General features: G+C 73.3%; 19 protein-coding genes. 9 read left to right on the forward strand and 10 right to left on the reverse strand.

Annotation, left to right across the window (positions count from 1 at the left end; translation table 11 throughout):
* Window positions 1–253 precede the first annotated feature (253 nt).
* From AB0411_RS19295 to AB0411_RS19305, 3 genes are all read left to right on the forward strand, one after another.
* The gene (locus AB0411_RS19295) at window positions 254–1,933 is read left to right on the forward strand and encodes a trypsin-like peptidase domain-containing protein (protein ID WP_366418484.1); all 1,680 of its coding nucleotides are present in this window, start codon (window positions 254–256) and stop codon (window positions 1,931–1,933) included.
* Window positions 1,934–2,049: 116 nt separating this feature from the next.
* Window positions 2,050–2,535 (forward strand): sec-independent translocase, encoded by a 486-nt coding sequence (locus AB0411_RS19300; protein WP_366418485.1) that lies wholly within the window; start codon window positions 2,050–2,052, stop codon window positions 2,533–2,535.
* A gap of 119 nt (window positions 2,536–2,654) precedes the next feature.
* Window positions 2,655–3,299: a hypothetical protein gene (locus tag AB0411_RS19305; RefSeq protein ID WP_366418486.1), complete on the forward strand. Its 645-nt coding sequence runs from the start codon at window positions 2,655–2,657 to the stop codon at window positions 3,297–3,299.
* Window positions 3,300–3,399: 100 nt separating this feature from the next.
* Here the strand turns inward: AB0411_RS19305 and AB0411_RS19310 are convergent, their stop codons facing one another.
* The 3 genes from AB0411_RS19310 to AB0411_RS19320 are packed head-to-tail and all read right to left on the reverse strand — an operon-like array spanning window position 3,400 to window position 6,481.
* The gene (locus tag AB0411_RS19310) at window positions 3,400–4,560 is read right to left on the reverse strand and encodes an Mrp/NBP35 family ATP-binding protein (protein ID WP_366418487.1); all 1,161 of its coding nucleotides are present in this window, start codon (window positions 4,558–4,560) and stop codon (window positions 3,400–3,402) included.
* Between the two features lie 42 nt (window positions 4,561–4,602).
* On the reverse strand, window positions 4,603–5,184 hold the full coding sequence (locus tag AB0411_RS19315) for a DUF1003 domain-containing protein (protein ID WP_366418488.1): 582 nt from the start codon (window positions 5,182–5,184) through the stop codon (window positions 4,603–4,605).
* A complete protein-coding gene (locus tag AB0411_RS19320; protein WP_366418489.1) occupies window positions 5,174–6,481 on the reverse strand; it encodes a magnesium transporter MgtE N-terminal domain-containing protein in 1,308 nt (435 codons plus the stop codon). The genes AB0411_RS19315 and AB0411_RS19320 overlap by 11 nt, the downstream gene beginning before the upstream one ends.
* A 197-nt stretch (window positions 6,482–6,678) precedes the next feature.
* On the opposite strand from AB0411_RS19320, the gene AB0411_RS19325 reads away from it, so the two are divergent.
* On the forward strand, window positions 6,679–7,458 hold the full coding sequence (locus tag AB0411_RS19325) for a hypothetical protein (RefSeq protein ID WP_366418490.1): 780 nt from the start codon (window positions 6,679–6,681) through the stop codon (window positions 7,456–7,458).
* Window positions 7,459–7,548: 90 nt separating this feature from the next.
* Here AB0411_RS19325 and AB0411_RS19330 read toward each other — a convergent pair whose 3' ends face one another.
* Both AB0411_RS19330 and AB0411_RS19335 read right to left on the reverse strand, forming a co-directional pair.
* The gene (locus AB0411_RS19330) at window positions 7,549–8,088 is read right to left on the reverse strand and encodes a hypothetical protein (RefSeq protein ID WP_366418491.1); all 540 of its coding nucleotides are present in this window, start codon (window positions 8,086–8,088) and stop codon (window positions 7,549–7,551) included.
* A gap of 87 nt (window positions 8,089–8,175) precedes the next feature.
* Window positions 8,176–9,303 carry a magnesium and cobalt transport protein CorA gene (locus AB0411_RS19335; protein WP_366418492.1) on the reverse strand — a complete coding sequence of 376 codons (1,128 nt, stop codon included), beginning with the start codon at window positions 9,301–9,303 and terminating at the stop codon, window positions 8,176–8,178.
* Window positions 9,304–9,806: 503 nt separating this feature from the next.
* Here AB0411_RS19335 and AB0411_RS19340 point away from each other — a divergent pair.
* Window positions 9,807–10,391 carry a suppressor of fused domain protein gene (locus tag AB0411_RS19340; RefSeq protein ID WP_366418493.1) on the forward strand — a complete coding sequence of 195 codons (585 nt, stop codon included), beginning with the start codon at window positions 9,807–9,809 and terminating at the stop codon, window positions 10,389–10,391.
* A 115-nt stretch (window positions 10,392–10,506) separates the two neighbouring features.
* Here the strand turns inward: AB0411_RS19340 and AB0411_RS19345 are convergent, their stop codons facing one another.
* The gene (locus AB0411_RS19345; RefSeq protein WP_366418494.1) at window positions 10,507–11,769 is read right to left on the reverse strand and encodes an MFS transporter; all 1,263 of its coding nucleotides are present in this window, start codon (window positions 11,767–11,769) and stop codon (window positions 10,507–10,509) included.
* A 249-nt stretch (window positions 11,770–12,018) separates the two neighbouring features.
* Between AB0411_RS19345 and AB0411_RS19350 the strand changes: the two genes are divergently transcribed.
* The 3 genes from AB0411_RS19350 (at window position 12,019) to AB0411_RS19360 (ending at window position 14,482) form a co-directional block, all read left to right on the forward strand.
* Entirely contained in the window at window positions 12,019–12,657 is a 639-nt protein-coding gene (locus AB0411_RS19350; RefSeq protein WP_366418495.1) for a DUF6758 family protein, read from the forward strand.
* Window positions 12,658–12,822: 165 nt separating this feature from the next.
* Window positions 12,823–13,677: a PHP domain-containing protein gene (locus AB0411_RS19355; RefSeq protein WP_366418496.1), complete on the forward strand. Its 855-nt coding sequence runs from the start codon at window positions 12,823–12,825 to the stop codon at window positions 13,675–13,677.
* Window positions 13,678–13,876: 199 nt separating this feature from the next.
* Window positions 13,877–14,482: a MarC family protein gene (locus AB0411_RS19360; RefSeq protein ID WP_086716602.1), complete on the forward strand. Its 606-nt coding sequence runs from the start codon at window positions 13,877–13,879 to the stop codon at window positions 14,480–14,482.
* Between the two features lie 132 nt (window positions 14,483–14,614).
* Here the strand turns inward: AB0411_RS19360 and AB0411_RS19365 are convergent, their stop codons facing one another.
* The gene (locus AB0411_RS19365) at window positions 14,615–14,767 is read right to left on the reverse strand and encodes a hypothetical protein (protein ID WP_086716590.1); all 153 of its coding nucleotides are present in this window, start codon (window positions 14,765–14,767) and stop codon (window positions 14,615–14,617) included.
* 203 nt (window positions 14,768–14,970) lie between these two features.
* Here AB0411_RS19365 and AB0411_RS19370 point away from each other — a divergent pair, with 203 nt between their 5' ends.
* Complete coding sequence (locus AB0411_RS19370; protein ID WP_366418497.1) at window positions 14,971–15,897, forward strand: NYN domain-containing protein; 927 nt, start codon at window positions 14,971–14,973, stop codon at window positions 15,895–15,897.
* Between the two features lie 99 nt (window positions 15,898–15,996).
* Here the strand turns inward: AB0411_RS19370 and AB0411_RS19375 are convergent, their stop codons facing one another.
* The 3 genes from AB0411_RS19375 to AB0411_RS19385 all read right to left on the reverse strand — a co-directional run bounded on the left by AB0411_RS19375 (window position 15,997) and on the right by AB0411_RS19385 (window position 19,960).
* A complete protein-coding gene (locus AB0411_RS19375) occupies window positions 15,997–16,479 on the reverse strand; it encodes an SRPBCC family protein (RefSeq protein WP_366418498.1) in 483 nt (160 codons plus the stop codon).
* A 169-nt stretch (window positions 16,480–16,648) separates the two neighbouring features.
* Window positions 16,649–17,515, reverse strand: a complete 867-nt coding sequence (locus AB0411_RS19380) for an alpha/beta fold hydrolase (protein WP_366418499.1) — start codon at window positions 17,513–17,515, stop codon at window positions 16,649–16,651.
* A 114-nt stretch (window positions 17,516–17,629) separates the two neighbouring features.
* Window positions 17,630–19,960, reverse strand: a complete 2,331-nt coding sequence (locus AB0411_RS19385) for a DEAD/DEAH box helicase (protein WP_366418500.1) — start codon at window positions 19,958–19,960, stop codon at window positions 17,630–17,632.
* Window positions 19,961–20,245: the final 285 nt, after the last annotated feature.

Here is a 20,245-nt window from a genome sequence, read left to right on the forward strand (position 1 = left end):
CCAGCCGGCCGATGCCGCGCACCCCCAGCCGGCCGATGCCGCGCACCCCCAGCCGGCCGATGCCGCGCACCCCCAGCCGGCCGATGCCGCGCACCCCCAGCCGGCCGATGCCGCGCACCCTCGGGCGGCCGACGGTGCCGGCACCTCCCCTCGGCCGGAACCGCAGAAGCCCGGTCCCCCGTGGCCCCCTTCGGCCCCGGACGCCCTCGCCCACACCGACGCACCGCAGACGGACGGCGCGCCAACGACCGCCGTGCCGGCCGCGGGCCCGCAGTCCGCTGCCGCACCCGCCACGGGCCCGCAGTCCGCTGCCGCACCCGCCGCGGGCCCGCAGATTGCTGCCGCACCGCTTGCCGCGGGTCCGCAGACTCCTGCCGCACCTGCCCCGGGCCCGCAGCCCGACGCCGGCCCGCACCCCGCTGCCCCGCACGCCGCGGGCCCGCGGCCCCCCGCCGCACCTGCCCCGGGCCCGCAGGCCGCCCCCTCGGCCGGCGCCCCCCTGGACCCCGCCCCCCGACCGGACACCGGCCCCGACGGACCGGCCACCGGCCCCGACGACTCCGCCCCCACCCCTCAAGCCCCACCCCAGGACACCGCCGACGCCCCGTTCGTCCCCCACCCCGGTGACGGCGGGCCCCGGCCGGCGGGGGCCGCGCCCTACGCGGCGCCACCGCAGGCCTTCTCCGGCCTGCCGGGCGACCACGGGGCGGCGGCCGGTGGCCAGGGGCCGCACCCCGCCCCCCACGGCGCCTGGCAGCAGTACGACCCCTGGAGCGCGCCGTTGCAGGCCGGGCCGCTCGCGCCGGTGTCGCAGGACCGGCGGCGCCGCCGTGGGCCGCTGGTCGCCGGAGCGGTGGCGCTCGCCCTGCTCGCGGGCGGCATCGGCGGCGGCATCGGTGCGTATGTCGAGCGCTACGGCGGGATCAACGACATCAGGCTGCCGCAGTCCGCCGGTGACGGGGCGGGCCGCAGGCCCGACAGCGTCGCCGGGATCGCGCAGCGCGCGCTGCCCGGAGTGGTCACGATCCATGTGCGCGGCAGCGCCGAGCAGGGCACCGGCACCGGCTTCGTCCTCGACCGCCAGGGGCACATCCTCACCAACAACCACGTGGTCCAGCCGGCCGGCAGCGGCGGCGAGATCTCGGTGACCTTCAGCGGCGGCCAGACGGCCAAGGCCAGGGTCGTCGGCCAGGACGGCGGCTACGACCTCGCCGTCATCCAGGTGGAGGGCGTCACGGGACTGCGGCCGCTCACCCTCGGCAACTCCGACTCCGTGCAGGTCGGCGACCCGGTGGTGGCGATCGGCGCGCCCTTCGACCTCGCCAACACCGTCACCTCCGGGATCATCAGCGCCAAGCAGCGCCCGATCACCGCGGGCGGCGAGAAGGGCGACGGCAGCGATGTCTCGTACGTGGACGCGCTGCAGACCGATGCGCCCATCAACCCCGGCAACTCCGGCGGCCCGCTGGTGGACGCCAAGGCGCGGGTGATCGGCATCAACAGCGCCATCCGCGCGGCCGACAGCGCCGGCGGTCTGGAGGGCGGCGGCCAGGGCGGCAGCATAGGGCTGGGTTTCGCCATACCGATCAACCAGGCCAAGCGGGTGGCGGAGGAGTTGATCAACTCCGGCCGGGCGACGCATCCGGTGATCGGCGTGACCTTGGAGATGGAGTACGCCGGTGACGGGGCGCGGGTCGGCAAGAGCAGCAAGGGCGGCAAGCCGCCGGTCCTGCCGGACGGCCCCGGCGCCAAGGCCGGGATCAAGGCCGGCGACGTGATCACGAAGGTGGACGGCGCCCCGGTGCACAGCGGCGAGGAGCTGATCGTCAAGATCCGCAGCCACCGCCCCGGCGACACGCTGGTGCTCACCCTCCTGCGGGGCGGCAAGGACCGGACCGTACGGCTCAGCCTGGGTTCCTCCAGCACGGGCTGATCGTTTGCATGGTGTTGGCACGGGTGACTCCCGTCCGACGTACGGGGCCAGGTACCGTGAGAGGCGGCCTGGCCCAAAGGCCGACGAAGGCCGCGGATGACCCAAGGAGCTGCTAGGTGTTCTTCGACATAGGACCCCTCGAGCTGGTGGCGCTCGTGATCCTTGCCGTGCTCGTCTTCGGCCCGGACAAGCTGCCCAAGGTCATCCAGGACGTCATGGGCTTCATCCGCAAGGTGCGGGCGTTCTCCGACAGCGCCAAGGAGGACATCCGCAGCGAGCTGGGGCCGGACTTCAAGGACTTCGAGTTCGAGGACCTCAAGCCCAAGAACTTCGTGCGCAAGCACGTCCTGGAGAAGGACGAGTACGGCCTCAAGGACCTTCAGGAGATCCGTAACGGCTTCGACCTGAAGAAGGAGATGGCCGAGGTCACCGACGCCGTCCACAGCCGCGAGGGCGCCTCGTCCGCCACGCCCTCGAACGGCTCAGGTCCCAGCCTGTCCAAGGAGTCCCCGGCCGCCTCCGCCGGCCGCCCCGACCTGGTGAAGAAGACCGGAAGCCCTCAGCCGGACGAGCGTCCGCCGTTCGACGCCGACGCCACCTGACACACACCAGTATGACCGGCTGTGTTGACGCCTATGGCTATGCTCCCGGTGTCCGGGGTTCGGTCGCCTGAGGGGGGCGGGCCGCCCACGACACAGGGCAACAAGGAGGCTCCGCGCAGATGGAGACGACGAGTCGGACGGCGGCACAAGGGGTGTCCGTAGAGGCCGGCCGGAAGGTCGACGGCTATCTGCTGGCCGCGTTCCCGTGGTACGGCCTCGACGAGGCGTTCACCGGTCCGCGCTGGTTGATGCAGGTCGGAGCGGCCGCGGACGGGACCGTCGAGCACGGTGCCACCGGGCACGGCGAGGAGCCCACCATCAAGGTGGAGCCGCCTCAGGACGAGCGGTTCGCGGTGGTGGTGACGGTCGCCAGCCGCCCCGTGCGGCGCAGCGCCGACGGCACCGGCGTACTGGAGGCGACCTCGGTCTCGACGGCCGCCTGGCTGGCCGGGTCGGGGCTGCTCGCCCACACCTGGCCCACCCAGATGGACCGGACGCTGCGCCAGGACTGGCTGGACCAGCAGACGATGCTCGCCTGGGAGCTGGCCGACGACCTCGGCGGCGGGAGCTGGAGCGAGCTGATGCTGCCGGTGGACGGCGAGCCGACGTCGTTCGCCTACCGCGAGTCCGAGTACGGCTGGGTACTGGCCGGCTCGGGGGGCGAGGGTCCCGAGGGCGTGCACATCGGCGCCTACGGGCGCGGGATGAGCGCCTACGGGCTGGGCTTCTCGGTGATCAAGGACCTCGCCGCGTACGAGGGCTGACCGGCCGGCGCACACGGGCCGGACGGCCGCACGCACGAAGGGGCGGACCCGCTGTGGGTCCGCCCCTTCGTGCGCGGTCCGGGAACCGGCCCGGCCCGTCTCAGAACTTGTTGCGCGGGGTGATGCCGAGCGACATGCCCTGCAGGCCCCGCTGCCGGCCGCCCAGCTTGCCCGCGATGGTGCGGATCGCCGAGCCGGCGGGGGAGTCGGGGTCGGTCAGCACGACCGGCTTGCCCTCGTCGCCGCCCTCGCGCAGCCGGACGTCGATCGGGATGGCGCCGAGCACCGGCACCTGGGTGCCGGTCGTCTTCGTCAGGCCCTCGGCGACCCGCTCGCCGCCGCCGGTGCCGAAGACGTCGACCATCTCGTCGCAGTGCGGGCAGGGCAGCCCGGACATGTTCTCGACCACGCCGACGATCTTCTGGTGCGTCTGCACGGCGATCGAGCCGGCCCGCTCGGCGACCTCGGCGGCGGCCTGCTGCGGGGTGGTGACCACCAGGATCTCGGCGTTCGGCACCAGCTGCGCCACCGAGATCGCGATGTCGCCGGTGCCCGGGGGCAGGTCCAGCAGCAGTACGTCCAGGTCGCCCCAGTAGACGTCGGCGAGGAACTGCTGCAGCGCGCGGTGCAGCATCGGGCCGCGCCAGACGACGGGGGCGTTGCCGGGGGTGAACATGCCGATCGAGATGACCTTCACGCCGTTCGCCGACGGCGGCATGATCATGTTCTCGACCTGGGTGGGCTTGCCGTCGGCACCGAGCATCCGGGGCACGGAGTGGCCGTAGATGTCGGCGTCCACGACACCGACCTTCAGGCCGTCGGCGGCCATCGCCGCGGCGAGGTTGACGGTCACCGACGACTTGCCGACACCGCCCTTGCCGGAGGCGACGGCGTAGACCCGGGTCAGCGAACCGGGCTGGGCGAACGGCACCTCGCGCTCGGCGGTGCCGCCGCGCAGCGACGTCGCCAGCTCCTTGCGCTGCTCGTCGCTCATCACGTCCAGCTCGACGGCGACGGAGGTGACGCCCTCGACCCGCTCGACGGCCTCCCGCACGTTGCTGGTGATCGTCTCGCGCATCGGACAGCCGGAGACCGTGAGGTAGACCACGACCGCCACGGCGCCGTCCGCCGCGATGTCCACCGATTTGACCATCCCCAGCTCGGTGATGGGGCGGTGGATCTCGGGGTCGTTCACCGTCGCGAGCGCTTCGCGGATCGCGTCCTCGCTCGGTGCGGTGCCTGGGGGAGTGTCGTTGGCCATGTCCCGATGGTACGGCGCGTGAGGGTGCCTCCGGAAAGGCCGTCAGCGGTCGCGTTCCTCACTTTCCGCGCCGGCCGGCCGCCGCGGCTCCAGATCCCTCAGCATGTCCTGGAGCTCGGAGCGGATCCAGTCGCGGGTGGCGACCTCGCCCAGGCCGAGCCGCAGGGCCGCGATCTCCCGGGTCAGATACTCCGTATCGGCGATGGACCGCTCGTTCTGCTTGCGGTCCTGTTCGTGGGTGACCCGGTCGCGGTCGTCCTGGCGGTTCTGCGCCAGCAGGATCAGCGGCGCGGCGTACGACGCCTGCAGCGACAGTGCCAGCGTCAGGAAGATGAACGGGTACTGATCGAACCTCAGGCCGCTGGGCGCCGTGGTGTTCCAGATGACCCACAGGATGATGGTGACGGTCATCCAGACGATGAAGCGGCCGGTCCCCAGGAAGCGGGCGATCTTCTCCGAGAGCCGCCCGAACGCCTCCGGGTCGTACTCCGGCAGGAACGTACGGCGCGGCGCCCGCGGCTGGTCGAGGCGCACCCGCGGCCGGTCGGCGGCGCCCCGGCGCAGCGCCGACGCCCCGTTGGCCCGCGACCGCTCCCTGGCGCCCTCCCGCTCCTCAGCGCCCATGAGCGCGCTCCCCGAGGGCGGTCCCGCCGGTCAGACCGGCCGGACCGGCGCCGTGCAGCCCGTCCTCCCGCCAGTCGTCCGGCAGCAGGTGGTCCAGCACGTCGTCGACGGTGACGGCGCCGAGCAGCGCCCCGCTCTCGTCCACGACCGGGGCGGCGACCATGTTGTACGCGGCCAGATAGCTGGTCACCTCCGGCAGCGGGGTGTCCGGCGGCAGGGCCGGCAGATCGGTGTCGGCGATCGAGCTGACGAGGGTGAACGGCGGGTCGCGCAGCAGCCGTTGGAAGTGCACCAGGCCCAGGTACTTGCCGGTGGGCGTCTCGTCCGGCGGCCGGCAGACGTAGACCTGGGCGGCCAGCGCGGGCGAGAGGTCCGGGTCGCGCACCCGCGCCAGCGCGTCGGCGACCGTCGCGTCCGGGCGCAGCACGATCGGCTCGGTGGTCATCAGCCCGCCCGCGGTGCGCTCCTCGTACGACATCAGCCGCCGCACATCGGCGGCCTCCTCCGGCCGCATCAGCGCCAGCAGCCGTTCCTTCTCCTCCTCCGGCAGCTCGGAGAGCAGGTCGGCGGCGTCGTCGGGGTCCATCGCCTCCAGGACGTCGGCGGCCCGCTCCTCCTTCAGCTTGCCGATGATCTCCACCTGGTCGTCCTCCGGCAGCTCCTCCAGGACGTCGGCGAGCCGGTCGTCGTCGAGCGCCGCGGCGACCTCGGCACGGCGCTTGGCGGAGAGGTGGTGCAGCACCCCGGCGAGGTCGGCGGGGTGCAGCTGCTCGAAGGTGGCCAGCAGGCTCTCCGCGCCCTGTCCGTGCTCCTCCAGCGAGAAGCCGGTCACCGCGGACCACTCGACGGTCAGCACCTCGCCCTTGCGCCGCAGCGCCCCGCCCTTGCCCTTGCGGACGAAGACCTTGTCGATCTCCCAGTCGCGGCGGGCCGGCAGCTGGGTGATGCCGATGTCGAGGACGGTGACCTCCTCGCCGGTGTCCACCAGCCGCACCCGCCGGTCGAGCAGCTCGCCGAGCACCAGCGTCTCCGACGTCCGCTGCTCGAAGCGGCGCATGTTGACCACGCCGGTGATGATGATCTGGCCGGACTCCACCCCGGTCACCCGCGTCATGGGCACGAAGATCCGGCGCCGGCTGATCACCTCGACGACCACCCCGAGCAGCCGGGGCGGGCGGTCGCCGACCCGGAGCAGCGCGACGAGGTCCCGCAGCCGGCCGACCTGGTCGCCGTGCGGATCGAAGACGGCGGTGCCGGCGAGATGGGAGACGAAGACCCGGGGAGTCACCACTGCCATGCAGAGTGCCGCCCTTTCTCCCGTAAGGCCCCGAAACAAGGCATTGATCCGGGTTCAGGCTAACGCGCCCCGGCCTGCGCCGCCCCGGTGGAGGAGGCCGTAGGGTGACCGCCGTGCACCCTGCCGACGACCGTGCGCGGCCCAGGTACGCTGCCGTACTGCTGTCGAGGTCACCCGCATCAGGAGGCACAGCCGACGTGAGCGCAATTCCCCCGGGCGCCGGCCCCCGACCCCTGGCCGGAACCCGTCGTACGGGACGGGCCGCGCTGCTGGGGACGGTCTGTGCGGTACTGGCCGCGGCGCTGGCGGGCTGCGGCGGGGAGGATCCGGACGCCGGCACCAACGGCGTGGGGAAGCTGCCCGCCGCGAAGATCGAAGCCAAGGCGCGGGCCGCGGCCCAGCGCGCAGACACCGTGCACCTCTCCGGCAATGTCGTCAGCCAGGGCCGCACCTACCAGCTCGACATGAGCCTGGCGAAGGACGGCGCGAAGGGGGAGCTGACCACGAAGGCGGCCGCCTTCCAGCTGCTGCGGGTCGGCGACGCGCTCTATCTGAAGGCGAACGCGGCCTTCTGGGCGGGCGAGAAGAGCGGCGGCTCGGGCCGGCCCAACCAGGCGGCGGACAAGCTCGGCGGCAAGTACGTCAAGGTGCCCGCCGGCGACCCCGTCTACCAGCGCTTCAGCGGCTTCACCGACAAGGACACCCTGCTCGCCGGCCTGCTCGGGCTGCACGGCAAGCTGACCACCGGTGAGCGCGGCGACGTCGGCGGGACCCGCACCATCCGGGTGGCGGCCGGCGCGGGCTCCGGCGGCACCCTGGACGTCTCACTGGAGGGCACGTCCTACCCGCTGCGGCTGCGCCGGGCCGGCGGCGCCGGCGTCGTCCGGCTGGCCGACTGGGGCCGCGGCGTCGATCTCAAGGCCCCGGCCAAGGACCAGGTCGTGGACTACGGCTCCAAGATCTCCGGCAAGGGCTGAGCGCCGGGGACGGGCCGCGGAGCCCGCCGCCGGGCGGCCCTCCGGCGGCCCGGCTCCTCGGCGCATCCGGGGCCGGGCAGGGGCCGGGCCTCAGCCCTTGCGCCCCCGCCGCAGCAGCTTCGGCAGCGCCGCGGGTGCCGGGCGCCGGGTGATCGCGGGGGAGGCCGGCGGCGGTGCGGCATGTGAGCCGTCCGGCATCGCGCCGGGGCGCTGCGTCGTCTCCCCGGTCGGCTCCAGCCGCAGCACCCGGCACTCGCGCGCCCAGCGCTCGGTGAGGGTGTCGGCGTCCGGCGCGTTGAGGCGCTTGCCCTTCAGCTCGTCGACGGCGGCCCGCCAGGCCTCGCTGTCCGGTGCCGGCTCGACGACCCTGGCCTGCCAGGCGATCAGCCGGCCGCCCTTGTCCTTGCTGCGCACGGTGACCGTCGCCGTGCCGCCGTCGGCCAGCCCGAGGCCGGTCAGCGGCTGCTCGCCGGCGCCGTCCCCGACGAGGACGGCCGCTCCGTCGTGCCACAGGTGCCACAGCGCCCGGGCCGGGCCGGTGTTCCCGCGCACCCAGATGAGGCCGGACTTCTTGGTGGCCTCTTCGATGAGCGCCCGATCCTGCAGGGCCTGCGACACGGTCTCCGTCATACGACCCAGCCTAATGGCCCCGCGCCGGGCGGTCGGGGGCCGCCCGGGCGCTGGGACGCGGCCGGCCCGGACCCCGCCCGGTCCGCGTCACAGCCACCCGTTGCGCTTGAACCCGCGGTGGATGCCGAAGCAGATGGCGACCGTGACCAGCATCATCGCCGGATAGCCGAACTTCCAGTGCAGCTCGGGCATGTAGTCGAAGTTCATGCCGTAGATCCCGGCGATCATCGTGGGGACGGCGAAGATCGCCGCCCATGCGGTGATCTTGCGCATGTCCTCGTTCTGCGCGACGGCCGCCTGCGCGAGGTTGGCCTGCAGGATCGAGTTGAGCAGGTCGTCGAAGGACAGCACCTGCTCGTTGACCCGCGCCAGGTGGTCGGCGACGTCCCGGAAGTACTTCTGGATGTCGGAGTCGACCAGCCGCATCGGGCGCTCGCTCAGCAGCTGCATCGGCCGCAGCAGCGGCGACACCGCGCGCTTGAACTCCAGTACCTCGCGCTTGAGTTGGTAGATCCGCCCGGCGTCGCCGCCCTTGGGCGAGCCCTTGCCGCCGTTGCCCTTGCCGTTGGTGCCCGAGCTGAAGACGTCGATCTCCACCTCGTCGATGTCGTCCTGGACCGCGCCCGCGACCGCCATGTAGCCGTCGACGACCTGGTCGGCGATGGCGTGCAGCACCGCGGACGGCCCCTTGGCCAGCAGCTCCGGGTCGTCCTGCAGCCGGTGGCGCAGCGCGCGCAGCGAGCCCTGGCCGCCGTGCCGCACCGTCACGATGAAGTCCCGGCCGGTGAAGCACATCACCTCGCCGGTCTCCACCACCTCGCTGGTGGCGGTCAGCTCGGTGTGCTCCACGTAGTGCACCGTCTTGAACACGGTGAACAGGGTCTCGTCGTAGCGCTCCAGCTTGGGCCGCTGGTGGGCGTGCACGGCGTCCTCGACGGCGAGCGGGTGGAGCCCGAACTCCTGGGCGATACCGGCGAATTCGGCCTCGGTGGGCTCGTGCAGCCCGATCCAGGCGAAGCCGCCCTCGGAGCGGACCGAGGCCATCGCCTCGGCCGGGGTGACGTGGTCGCTCACCCGGCGGCCCTCGCGGTACACCCCGCAGTCGACGATGGCGCTGTTGGCGCAGGCCGGGGCGGACTTCTCGTAGGCGTACGGGGCGTGGTCGCGGCGCCGGGAGGGACGGACGGCGGCACGCAGGTCACGGATCATCGACATGGCAGGCTCCTTCACGGGCCGGCCGTCAGCTGCGAGCGCGGGGCGCAACGCTGCCCGGAACGTGGACGTACGAGGCGTCATCGGCTGTACGTCCGCAAAGCGGGCGGCGCTCCGTGCGGGGACACTGACGGCAGTTCGCAGAAAACACGGAACAAAGAGTCGAAGGCGCTCTTCCGTCATCTACATCCGGCGCAAAGGTGCTTCCCTGGTTTCACCGCTGAGCGGCGGGGTACGGAAGCTCTCGGATCAGGAGATTCGCTGCGCGTAGGGGATGACAGGAGAACTATCGGTACTGCACGGTCGACTCGGATCCACCGCAGCCCCACCTCCTCCGGCCGGTCCCCGTTGGGGGACGACGTCATTCCCTGACCAGACGGCAAGGCTATCAGCCGCCTGAAGTGATACCGCGCCGCTTTGCCCGTTCGATACGAAGAACGGGGGCGTTGCGGAGTCGTGCGTGGAGCGGTGACGGACGGCTGACGAGCCCGGCCTATGCTCGCGGCATGTCTGACGTTCTTGAGCTGGTCGAAGCCCGTTTGCGCACGACACTGGGCGAGCCGGACGCGCGTGCTGCCGTCACGTTTCTCGGCACCGACCGTATCGAGGTCCTCCGCTTCGTGGACAGCGGGGTGGTGCGTTACGCCACGCTCGGGATGTCCGCGCAGCCCATGGCCGATCCCACCGCGGTGCTGGCCGATCCGCTGCGCGGACCGCGCGGCGAACTCCTGCTGTCCGTGCGCGCCGGCCTCGTGGAGAGCGACAAGGTGCTCAGGCCGCTCGCCGTGCTCGCCGCGTCGCCGCAGGTCGAAGGGGTGGTCGTGGCGCCGGGGGCCTCGCTGGACGTGGGCGAGCCGCTGTGGCCGGGCGCGCCCTTCACCTCGGTGCTGGTCGCCTCGCCCGGCGGGCTGGTCGAGGACCTCGCGCTCGACGAGCCGAGGGAACCGGTCCGTTTCCTGCCGCTGCTGCCGATGACGCCCAACGAGGCGGCCTGGAAGCGGGTCCACGGGGCCGAGGCCCTGGAGAAGCGGTGGCTGGAGCACGGCACGGATCTGCGCGACCCGCTGCGTCCGGGCGTCCCGCTCGACTGAGCCGCACCCGGCGGTACGACGCGCACGCCCCGTCCGCCCTCCGGAACGAGGGCGGACGGGGCGTCAGTTTCCGTACGCGGGCGGTTTTCGGGGCGTGCGCGATGCCCGGTCGGCTTCAGTCGGCGAAGGCCGCGACCCCGTCCTCCAGGGCGTGCCGCGGCTCCAGTGCCTCGGCCTCGGTGGTCAGCGCGCGGCGCCGGACCGCGACGATGCCGGCGCCGATCGCCGCGGCGGCGGCCGCGACCACGAAGGGGACGTGGACGTCGGTCCACTCCTCGATCTCGGGCGCGAGGAACGGCGCGGCCGCCGCCGCGAACCACCGCACGAAGTTGTAGCCGGCGCTCGCCACCGGGCGCGGCGCGTCCGAGACGCCCAGGGCCAGCTCCGTGAACACGGTGTTGTTCAGGCCGATGAAGGCGCCGGAGGCGACCGTGCAGACGACGGCGGTGGTGTGGTCGCCGTAGCCCAGGACCAGCAGGTCGGCGGCGAGCAGCAGCAGCGAGCCGCCCAGCACCTTCAGCGAGCCGAAGCGGCGTTGCAGCCGGGGCGCCACGAGCACCGAGAACACCGCGAGCAGCACGCCCCAGGCGAAGAACACGCCACCGGACTTGTACGGCGACATGTCGAGCACGAACGGGGTGAAGGCCAGCACCGTGAAGAACGCGTAGTTGTAGAAGAACGCGGAGACGGCGGCGGAGGCCAGGCCGCCGTGGCCGAGCGCCCTGACGGGGTCGAGGAGCGAGGTCCTGGAGGCCGGCTTCGGCTGCTCCTTGAGGAAGGCCGTGATGGCGACGAAGCCGACGGCCATCAAGGCGGCGGTGCCGAAGAACGGGTAGCGCCACTTCATGTCGCCGAGGACCGCCCCGAGCAGCGGGCCGCAGGCCATGCCGAGCCCGAGCGCGGATTCGTAGAGCAGGATCGCGGCCGCGCTGCCGCCGGCCGCGGCGCCCACGATGACCGCCAACGACGTGGACACGAACAGGGCGTTGCCCAGGCCCCAGCCGGCCCGGAAGCCGACGAGTTCGCCGACCGACCCCGACATGCCGGAGAGCGCGGCGAAGACCACCACCAGCGCCAGCCCGGCCAGCAGCGTCCTGCGGCCGCCGATGCGGCTGGAGACGAAGCCGGTGACGAGCATCGCGACGGCGGTGATCAGGAAGTAGGAGGTGAACAGGAGCGAGACCTGGCTGTTGGTGGCGTGCAGGCCCCGGGCGATCGAGGGGAGGATCGGGTCGACGAGGCCGATGCCCATGAAGGCCACGACCGAGGCGCCCGCCGTGGCCCACACCGCCTTCGGCTGGCGGAGGACGGAGGTGCCGCCCTCCTCGAACGGATCGTCCGTGCCGCTGCCGTGGCCGCTGCTCTTCGTGCCGCTCATGCTGCGGATCCCCTTCCCGTTGCCGGTTGCGTATCCCCGGTCCGTGCGGTCCGCCGGGCCGCCGAGATCGTTGACGTTTACACACAATAAGTTAGGCAGGCTAAAGAGTGCAAGTGGCAACTATTCTTCGTGGTGACGGGGGCGGGCCGCGCGGAGCGGTCAATTCCGCTGCGGCGCAGGTGATTCGGGGCACACCGGTCGGGTGATCGTCCTTGACGCGGCGGCGGGGCTGGAGGACCGTGGGGGGCTATGAGGGGCGAACCCAGTTGCCCGAAGTGCGGAGGCCGGGTAAGGGCGCCCGGTCTCTTCTCCGACACCTGGCAGTGCGCGCTGCACGGCACCGTGCACCCGCTCCAGCCGGTCGTCCCGCCGAGCGTCGAGGCGCTCGGCGTTGTCGTGCACCGCGCCCAGGTGCCCGTCTGGATGCCCTGGCCGCTGCCCGTCGGCTGGCTGTTCACCGGCGTGGCCTGCGCCGGCGACGACCGCAGCGGCGGCCGCGCGACCGCGGTGGCCTGCACCGGCCCCGGACCGCTCGGCGGTCCCGGCGAACTGCTGCTGATCGCCGAGGAACTGGGCGTCGGCCTCGGCGCCCGCTATGCCGGGATCGACGGCCCCGACCCCGGCCCCCACATGTGTGTCGACAAGCCGCCGCACGCCAAGGTGCTCGCCGCCGGCCGCCCGACCGCGCTGTGGCACGTCGAGGGGGCGCCCCCGGACCGTGCGGTCTTCGCGGGCGAGGCGCGCGGACTGTGGCTCTGGGCGATCGCCTGGCCGGAGCAGTCGGGGCTGCTGATGTACGACGAGCTGGTGCTGACGGATCTGCGCGAGGCGGGCGCCGAGGTCGACCTGCTGCCGTGCGGGGCCATCTCGCCGCGGATCCTGGGCTGAGGCTCCCTCGGCGCCGTGCCGCCGGGGTGGCGCCGCTCACCCTCCGGCGGGCCCCGGACGCCACCGGCCGCCCGGTATCCTGCTGAGGTCCCTGCGGAGCACCTCCCCGGCGTGCCGGCCGGGCCGCGTCCCGTATCCGTCCCGGAGCAGTCTGGAGTCCGCGTCGTGCGCATCGATCTGCACACCCACTCCACGGCGTCCGACGGTACGGACACCCCCGCGGAGCTGGTGCGGGGCGCCGCGGCCGCGGGTCTGGACGTCGTCGCGCTGACCGACCACGACACCGTCGGCGGCCACGCCGAGGCGCGGGCCGCGCTGCCCGCCGGCCTGACGCTGGTCACCGGCGCCGAACTCTCCTGCCGGCTCGACGGCGTGAGCCTCCACATGCTCGCCTACCTCTTCGACCCCGAGGAGCCGGAGTTCGCCCGCGAGCGGGAGCTGGTGCGGGACGACCGGGTGCCGCGCGCCCGGGGCATGGTCGCCAAGCTGCGCGAGCTCGGTGTGCCGGTCACCTGGGAGCAGGTCGCCCGGATCGCCGGCGACGGCGCCGTGGGGCGGCCGCACATCGCCACCGCCCTCGTCGACCTCGGCGTGATCGGCTCCGTCTCGGACGCCTTCACCTCCGAGTGGCTCGCGAACGACGGCCGGGCGTACGTCGAGAAGCACGAACTCGACCCGTTCGACGCGATCCGGCTGGTCAAGGCCGCCGGCGGGGTCACCGTCTTCGCGCATCCGCTGGCCGTCAAGCGCGGCTCGTGCGTACCGGAGAGCGCGATCGCCGAACTCGCCGCGGCCGGCCTCGACGGCATCGAGGTCGACCACATGGACCACGACGCCCCGACCCGCGCGCGGCTGCGCGGCCTGGCCGCCGACCTCGGCCTGCTGGCCAGCGGCTCCAGCGACTACCACGGCAGCCGCAAGACCTGCCGGCTGGGCGAGTACACCACCGACCCCGAGGTCTACGGCGAGATCGTGCGCCGCGCGACCGGCGCCTTCCCCGTTCCCGGCACCGGCGGCTGAGCCCGCCGCGGCCCGCGGCCGCCCGCGCGCCCCGGTCCTCGTTTCGTCACCGGCACCTGCCCGGCATCGTCCACGCGGTGCGCACACCGCCGTGCGTCCGCCGTCGCCCGCCCTCCCCGTCCCTCGCCTCCTCACGGCTCCGCCTTCGCGCGCCGCCCGAGGGCGTTCGTCCCGTACCACCTCTCGCAAGGCCTTCACCGTGTTCGACATCGCTGTCTTCAGTACGCTCTTCGTCACCCTCTTCGTGATCATGGACCCGCCGGGGATCACCCCGATCTTCCTGGGCCTGACCTCCGGCCGGCCGGCCAAGGTGCAGCGCCGGATGGCCTGGCAGGCGGCCACCGTCGCCTTCTGCGTCATCGCCGTCTTCGGCCTCTTCGGCCGGCAGATCCTGGGGCGGCTGCACATCTCGACGCCCGCGCTGATGATCGCGGGCGGGCTGCTGCTCCTGCTGGTCGCACTGGACCTGCTGACCGGGAAGTCGGAGGAGCCGACCCAGACCAAGGACGTCAATGTGGCGCTGGTGCCGCTGGGCATGCCGCTGCTGGCCGGGCCCGGCGCGATCGTGTCGGTGATCCTGGCCGTGCAGCACGCGCACGGCTTCGCTGCCCAGCTCTCCGTCTGGGCGGCGATCGCGGCCATCCATGTGGTGCTCTACCTGGTGATGCGGTTCTCGCTGGTGATCATCAGGGTGATCAAGGACGGCGGCGTGGTGCTGGTGACGCGGCTGGCGGGCATGATGCTCTCGGCCCTCGCGGTGCAGCAGATCATCAACGGTGTGCTCCAGGTGATCCAGAGCGCCTGACGCCCGCCCGGGGCCCGGACGGCCGCGGACACCGCAGCGCCCCCGTACGACGTGTTCGTACGGGGGCGCTCGTGCGGTGCGGCCGTGCCCGGTCCGCGCTCTGCGCGCGTCCCCGGGCGGCGGGGCGGGGTGTCAGCGGACGGCGGTGCCGGCCGGGCGGATGTAGATGCGCTGGCCCGTTGCGGCGGCCTGCTGCACGATCCGGTTGACGGAGGCGGCGTCCACGACGGTGCTGTCCACGGCGGTGCCGTCCACATCGTCCAGGCGCATGATCTCGAAGCGCATACGGCTTCTCCCTTCGTCTGATCCTCCTGCGGAGAACTTCTGGGTATACGAGCCGCCCGGCTTCGCTGCCGGGCGCTCCTGTTCCGTACAACGACCTGCCCAGTGCAATCATTCCCTACGCTAAAGAAAAATTTCGACGGCCTAAATACGCCGCCCCAGCGCGGTTGTGCCCGTGGAGCGACCGCCCGGACAATGGGTCCGGTATGAACGACGTCCGGCCCACGGGCCCCACCGACCTCACCGCGCTCGCCGCCGGGATCGAGCGCACCAACGAGCTGCTCACCCGGGTGCTCGCCGAGGTCGCCACCACCCCGTCCACCCATGCGGCCTTCGTGGACGCGGGCTATGTCTACGCCGCGGCGGGACGGCTGGTCACGGGTACGGAGGACCGCAAGGCCTTCGACCTCGACGCCGAAGGGCTCATCGAGGCCTTCATCGACAAGGCCCGGATGATCTTCCCGGACAGCCGGCTGCTGCGCGTCTACTGGTACGACGGTGCCCGCCGGCGGATCCACACCCAGGAACAGCAGCGGATCGCCGAGCTGCCCGACGTGAAGGTCAGGCTCGGCAACCTCAACGCCAACAACCAGCAGAAGGGCGTCGACTCCCTGATCCGCTCCGACCTGGAGTCGCTGGCCCGGCACCGCGCGATCACCGACGCGGTGCTCATCGGCGGCGACGAGGACCTGGTCTCCGCGGTGGAGGCCGCGCAGGGCTACGGCGCGCGGGTGCACCTGTGGGGCATCGAGGCCCAGGGCGGCCGCAACCAGGCCGAGCCGCTGCTGTGGGAGGTCGACAGCGCGCGCACCTTCGACATGGAGTTCTGCAAGCCGTACGTCACCCGGCGGGTCGGCGTCGAGTACTGCGAGCAGACCGCCGGCGAAGGGCCCGCGCCCAGCCGGGAGGACGTCCGCTTCGTCGGCGCGCAGGTCGCCGCGCAGTGGCTCTCGGAGCGCGGCCGGGAGTGGGTGGCCGGACTGCTGCCGGGCCACCCGTATCTGCCCGGCGCCGTCGACCAGGAACTCCTGACCGCCGCTGAGGCCCTGCTGCGGCACTCCCTGCGCAGCCACTCCGACCTGCGGCGGGTCCTGCGCGACGGCTTCTGGGACCACGTCCAGGCGCAGTACTGAGGGCAGCGCGCGGGCCTTCGGCAGGGGCCGCCCGGGGAGCGCGGGGACGGCGGCCCGTGACAGGCCGGCGGAGCTTCGGCTTCGGGCCGCCAGGACCGTTCAGGCCCGCGCCAGCAGCTCCGTGAGGCGGTCGAAGAAGCTTGCCCAGCCCGCCTCCGCCTGCCGGTACTGCTCCGAGGTGAGGTTGCCGCCGAGCTGACGGAAGGCCATCTCCGTACCGTCGCCGGCCTCGGTCAGGGTGACCCGGACGATCTCGCCCTCGCTGCCGCCCGGAGCGGCCGCGTCCCGGACGGTGAACTCCAGCCGCTCCGGGGCGCTCACCTCGCGGTAGACACCGGAGAACGGCAGCTCGCCGCCGTCCGGGGTGTGCATGACCAGGCTCCACACCCCGCCCGGCCGGGGGTCCATCGTCACCCGGTCGACGGGCACCTCCAGCTCCCCGCCGAACCAGTACGCGAAGTGCTCCGGCCTCGTCCACGCCTCGAAGACCAGCTCACGGCGGGCGGCGAAGGTCCGGGTGAGCGCGATGCCGTGCGGGCCGTCCTCGGTGCCGCCCCGGGGAGTCGGCGGATTCTCGGTCATGGTCGAGCCCTTCGTACGGAGCGGTGCCGGCCGGGCGCCGGTGAGGGCCCGCCTGATCCGATGCTCGCCGAAGGGCCCGGCGCTGTCCTGGCGACACCGTCCGCTCGGCCCACACGCACCGGCCCGGCCCCTCACGCCTGGGGCGCCCGCCGCCGCGGCCGGACGGCGCTCAGCCCACGCCGCTCCAGAACCCGGCGAGCGCCTCGGCCGTCTTCTGCGGCCGTTCGGCGTTGGGGGAGTGCTCCGCGCCCTCGATGACGGTGCGCCGGGCGGACAGCCGCTCGGCCATCGCGTCCATCGACGGCACCGGCCAGGCGTAGTCGACGGCGCCGGAGACGACATGCGTGGCGAGCCCCGTACCGGCCAGCTCCGCCACCCGGTCGGGCTCCTCCAGCATCTGACGGCCGGTCGCGATCAGCTGCTCGGGGACGGTGTTCAGCCAACGACGGTGCAGGAACGCGCCGATCTCCGGTGGCGTCGCCGCGTCCGCCGCCTCCGGCGGGTCCAGCTCGCGCATCGCCCGCCACACGCCCTCCATGTCGAGCGTGCCCAGCGCCTCGATCAGCATCCGCACCCGGGCCTGCTGGGACGCCTCGATGGCGGCGGGACCGGAGCTGAGCACGGTCAACGACCGGAACGGGGCCGCGTCGAGCAGCACGGCGGCCCGGGTGACCAACCCGCCCAGCGAGTGCCCCAGCAGATGCACGGGACCGCCGTCCGGCTCCCGCAGGACCTGCGCCTGGGCCAGTACGTCGAGCGCCAACTCCCTTTGCGCGTAGGCCCGTTCGTCGCGGGGGCCGGGGGTCTCGTGCTGCCCGCGCCCGTCCACCGCGACCGCCCGGAATCCGGCCGCGGCCAGCGGGGCCAGCAGGGCGATGAAGTCCTCCTTGCTGCCGGTGAACCCGGGCACCAGCAGGGCGGTCCCGATCGGCGCGGCATCGGGCCGGGCGTCCTGGACGGCGAACGCGCCGCGCTCGGTGTCGAGTCGGTACGCACGGGCGCACGGCGGCAGTGTGAGGGAGGGCGGCCTGCTCATGGGGTGAGGTTATCGGGGCCGGACGGCGAAAGAGGCCCGGGACGCCGACGACCCGGCACCCGCGGAGTGCGGGACCGGGTCGTCGGGCCGTGCGGAAGGCGCGGGCCGGGAGGCTCAGCTCTCGGGCGTCGCCTCCGCGGCGGGGGCCTTGGCGCGGGTGCGGCGGCGCACCGGCTTGGCCTCGGCGGTCTCCGCCGCCTCCGCGGCCGGCTTCGCCGCGGCCTTGCGGGTCCGCTTCGGCTTGGCCGGGGCGTCCTCGGCGGCGGGTGCGTCCACCGTGGACTTGGCGGCGGCCGCGGTCTTGCGCGTGCGCTGGGACTTGGCCGGGGCCGCCGCGGCGCCCTCGGCGGTGTCCACGGCGCTCTCGGCGGCCGGCTTGGCGGCGGCCTTGCGGGTGCGCTTGGGCTTGGCGGGCGCCTCCACGGCGGCCTCGGCGGTGTCCGCCGCCTCAGCGGCCGGCTTGGCCGCGGCCTTGCGGGTCCGCTTCGGCTTGGCGGGAGCCTCCACCGCGGCCTCCGCGACGGTCTCCGTCACCGCGGCCGGTGCCGTCGCCGCGGCGGCCTTGGCGGCGCCGCGGGTCCGGCGGCGCGGCACGGCGGGCGCCTCGGTGACGGCCGCGGCCTCGGCGGCCTGCGCCGTGAGTGCGCTCGCGGCGGTCTCGACGGTCTGGAAGGTCCCGGTGTCCGCGGGACGGGCGACCCGGGTACGGCGACGGCGCGGCGCGGCGGGCTCGGCCGGAGCCTCGGTCGCCACGGCGGCGGCGTTCGCGGTCTCGGTGACGGGAGCCGTCACGGCGGCGGCCGCACCGGAGGAGGACGGTCCGCTGCGGGTCCGGCGGCGCCGGCGCGGCTGACGCGGCCCGGTGCTCTCCGCGCCCTCGGCGGCGGGCGCCTCGGTCGGCGGCGCCTCGGTGGTGGCCTGCCCGTCCAGCGGCGTGCCGCCACGGGTACGGCGGCGCTGCCGCGGCGTACGGGTGCGCGGGGGACGCGCCTCCTCGACGGCCGCGCTCTTGCGCGGACCACGGCCGCGGCCGCCGGTCTCGCCCAGGTCCTCGACCTCTTCCGCCGCCAGCCCGGCCCGGGTGCGCTCGGCGCGCGGCAGCACGCCCTTGGTGCCCGCGGGGATGTTCAGCTGCTCGTAGAGGTGCGGCGAGGTGGAGTAGGTCTCCTCCGGCTCGTCGAACGGCAGGTCCAGCGCCTTGTTGATCAGCTTCCAGCGCGGGATGTCGTCCCAGTCGACGAGGGTGACCGCGGTGCCCTTGGCGCCCGCCCGGCCGGTGCGGCCGATGCGGTGCAGGTAGGTCTTCTCGTCCTCGGGCGACTGGTAGTTGACGACGTGCGTCACGCCCTCGACGTCGATACCGCGGGCGGCGACGTCGGTGCAGACCAGAACGTCGACCTTGCCGTTGCGGAAGGCGCGCAGCGCCTGCTCACGGGCGCCCTGGCCGAGGTCGCCGTGCACCGCGCCGGAGGCGAAGCCGCGGCGCGAGAGCTGGTCGGCGATGTCGGCGGCGGTCCGCTTGGTACGGCAGAACAGCATCGCCAGGCCCCGGCCCTCGGCCTGCAGGATGCGGGAGACCATCTCCGGCTTGTCCATGGAGTGGGCCCGGAAGACGTGCTGGGTGGTGTTGGCGACGGTCTGGCCCTCGTCGTCCGGCGCGGTGGCGCGGATGTGCGTGGGCTGCGACATGTAGCGGCGGGCCAGGGAGATGACCTGGCCGGGCATGGTCGCGGAGAACAGCATCGTCTGGCGCTTGGCCGGCAGCAGCTGGATGATCTTCTCGACGTCGGGCAGGAAGCCCAGGTCGAGCATCTCGTCGGCCTCGTCCAGCACCAGGCTCTTGACCTGGGAGAGGTTGAGCTTGCGCTGGCCCGCGAGGTCGAGCAGCCGGCCGGGCGTCCCGACGACGACGTCGACGCCCTTCTTCAGCGCCTCGACCTGCGGCTCGTAGGCACGGCCGCCGTAGATCGCCAGCACGCGGACATTGCGCACCTTGCCGGCGGTGAGCAGGTCGTTGGTGACCTGCTGGCACAGCTCACGGGTGGGGACGACGACCAGGGCCTGCGGCGCCTCGGTGAGCTGCTCGGGCTGCGCGCGGCCCGCCTCGACGTCGGCGGGGACCGTGACGCGCTCCAGGAGCGGCAGGCCGAAGCCCAGGGTCTTGCCGGTGCCGGTCTTGGCCTGGCCGATGACGTCGTTGCCGGAGAGGGCGACGGGGAGCGTCAGCTCCTGGATGGGAAAGGGGGAGATGATGCCGACGGCCTCCAGGGCCTCGGCCGTCTCGGGGAAAATCCCGAGGTCTCGAAACGTAGACAGAATCTTGCCTCTTCTGTGAGACGCGGCGTGAGGCGGCGAAGGGGGTCGTACCGCACCTTCGTACGAGTTCGTACGGGCCGGCCTGATGAGGCGGCCGGTGGGGCGGGACCACTGCCAACGCTCAGGCACTCCTGCCGCGAGCGGTGTCCCTCCTGCCGTGCGTATGTCTGCTACGCGCCGCAATAGAGGGCGGTCGGTTTGGAGCCGATCGGGCCACCGACCGGGCATCCGCTTCGTGGAACGACCCACCGATACTCGGCAGGTCCAAATACCACTGTACCCCGGATAAGGCCCGCCCATCCGAAGGCTTGTATGAGTGAGGAATACATCACGGCCCGGCGCGGCATCGGGACACCGGGTCCGACCGCCGCGCGTACGGGCGAAGGGGAGTGGCTGACCAGGGCCTTCCCCCGG

The sequence above is a fragment of the Streptomyces angustmyceticus genome (assembly GCF_040701845.1).
GTDB lineage: Bacteria > Actinomycetota > Actinomycetes > Streptomycetales > Streptomycetaceae > Streptomyces > Streptomyces angustmyceticus_A.

What these genes read in the sequence shown, in the direction of transcription:
- AB0411_RS19370 (WP_366418497.1), top strand. Translation starts at nt 14,971, where the DNA reads ATGAACGACGTCCGGCCCACGGGCCCCACCGACCTCACCGCGCTCGCC.
- AB0411_RS19340 (WP_366418493.1), top strand. Translation starts at nt 9,807, where the DNA reads ATGTCTGACGTTCTTGAGCTGGTCGAAGCCCGTTTGCGCACGACACTG.
- AB0411_RS19380 (WP_366418499.1), bottom strand. Translation starts at nt 17,515, where the DNA reads ATGAGCAGGCCGCCCTCCCTCACACTGCCGCCGTGCGCCCGTGCGTAC.
- AB0411_RS19335 (WP_366418492.1), bottom strand. Translation starts at nt 9,303, where the DNA reads ATGTCGATGATCCGTGACCTGCGTGCCGCCGTCCGTCCCTCCCGGCGC.
- AB0411_RS19330 (WP_366418491.1), bottom strand. Translation starts at nt 8,088, where the DNA reads ATGACGGAGACCGTGTCGCAGGCCCTGCAGGATCGGGCGCTCATCGAA.
- AB0411_RS19315 (WP_366418488.1), bottom strand. Translation starts at nt 5,184, where the DNA reads ATGGGCGCTGAGGAGCGGGAGGGCGCCAGGGAGCGGTCGCGGGCCAAC.
- AB0411_RS19320 (WP_366418489.1), bottom strand. Translation starts at nt 6,481, where the DNA reads ATGGCAGTGGTGACTCCCCGGGTCTTCGTCTCCCATCTCGCCGGCACC.
- AB0411_RS19345 (WP_366418494.1), bottom strand. Translation starts at nt 11,769, where the DNA reads ATGAGCGGCACGAAGAGCAGCGGCCACGGCAGCGGCACGGACGATCCG.
- AB0411_RS19365 (WP_086716590.1), bottom strand. Translation starts at nt 14,767, where the DNA reads ATGCGCTTCGAGATCATGCGCCTGGACGATGTGGACGGCACCGCCGTG.
- AB0411_RS19375 (WP_366418498.1), bottom strand. Translation starts at nt 16,479, where the DNA reads ATGACCGAGAATCCGCCGACTCCCCGGGGCGGCACCGAGGACGGCCCG.
- AB0411_RS19350 (WP_366418495.1), top strand. Translation starts at nt 12,019, where the DNA reads ATGAGGGGCGAACCCAGTTGCCCGAAGTGCGGAGGCCGGGTAAGGGCG.
- AB0411_RS19310 (WP_366418487.1), bottom strand. Translation starts at nt 4,560, where the DNA reads ATGGCCAACGACACTCCCCCAGGCACCGCACCGAGCGAGGACGCGATC.
- AB0411_RS19305 (WP_366418486.1), top strand. Translation starts at nt 2,655, where the DNA reads ATGGAGACGACGAGTCGGACGGCGGCACAAGGGGTGTCCGTAGAGGCC.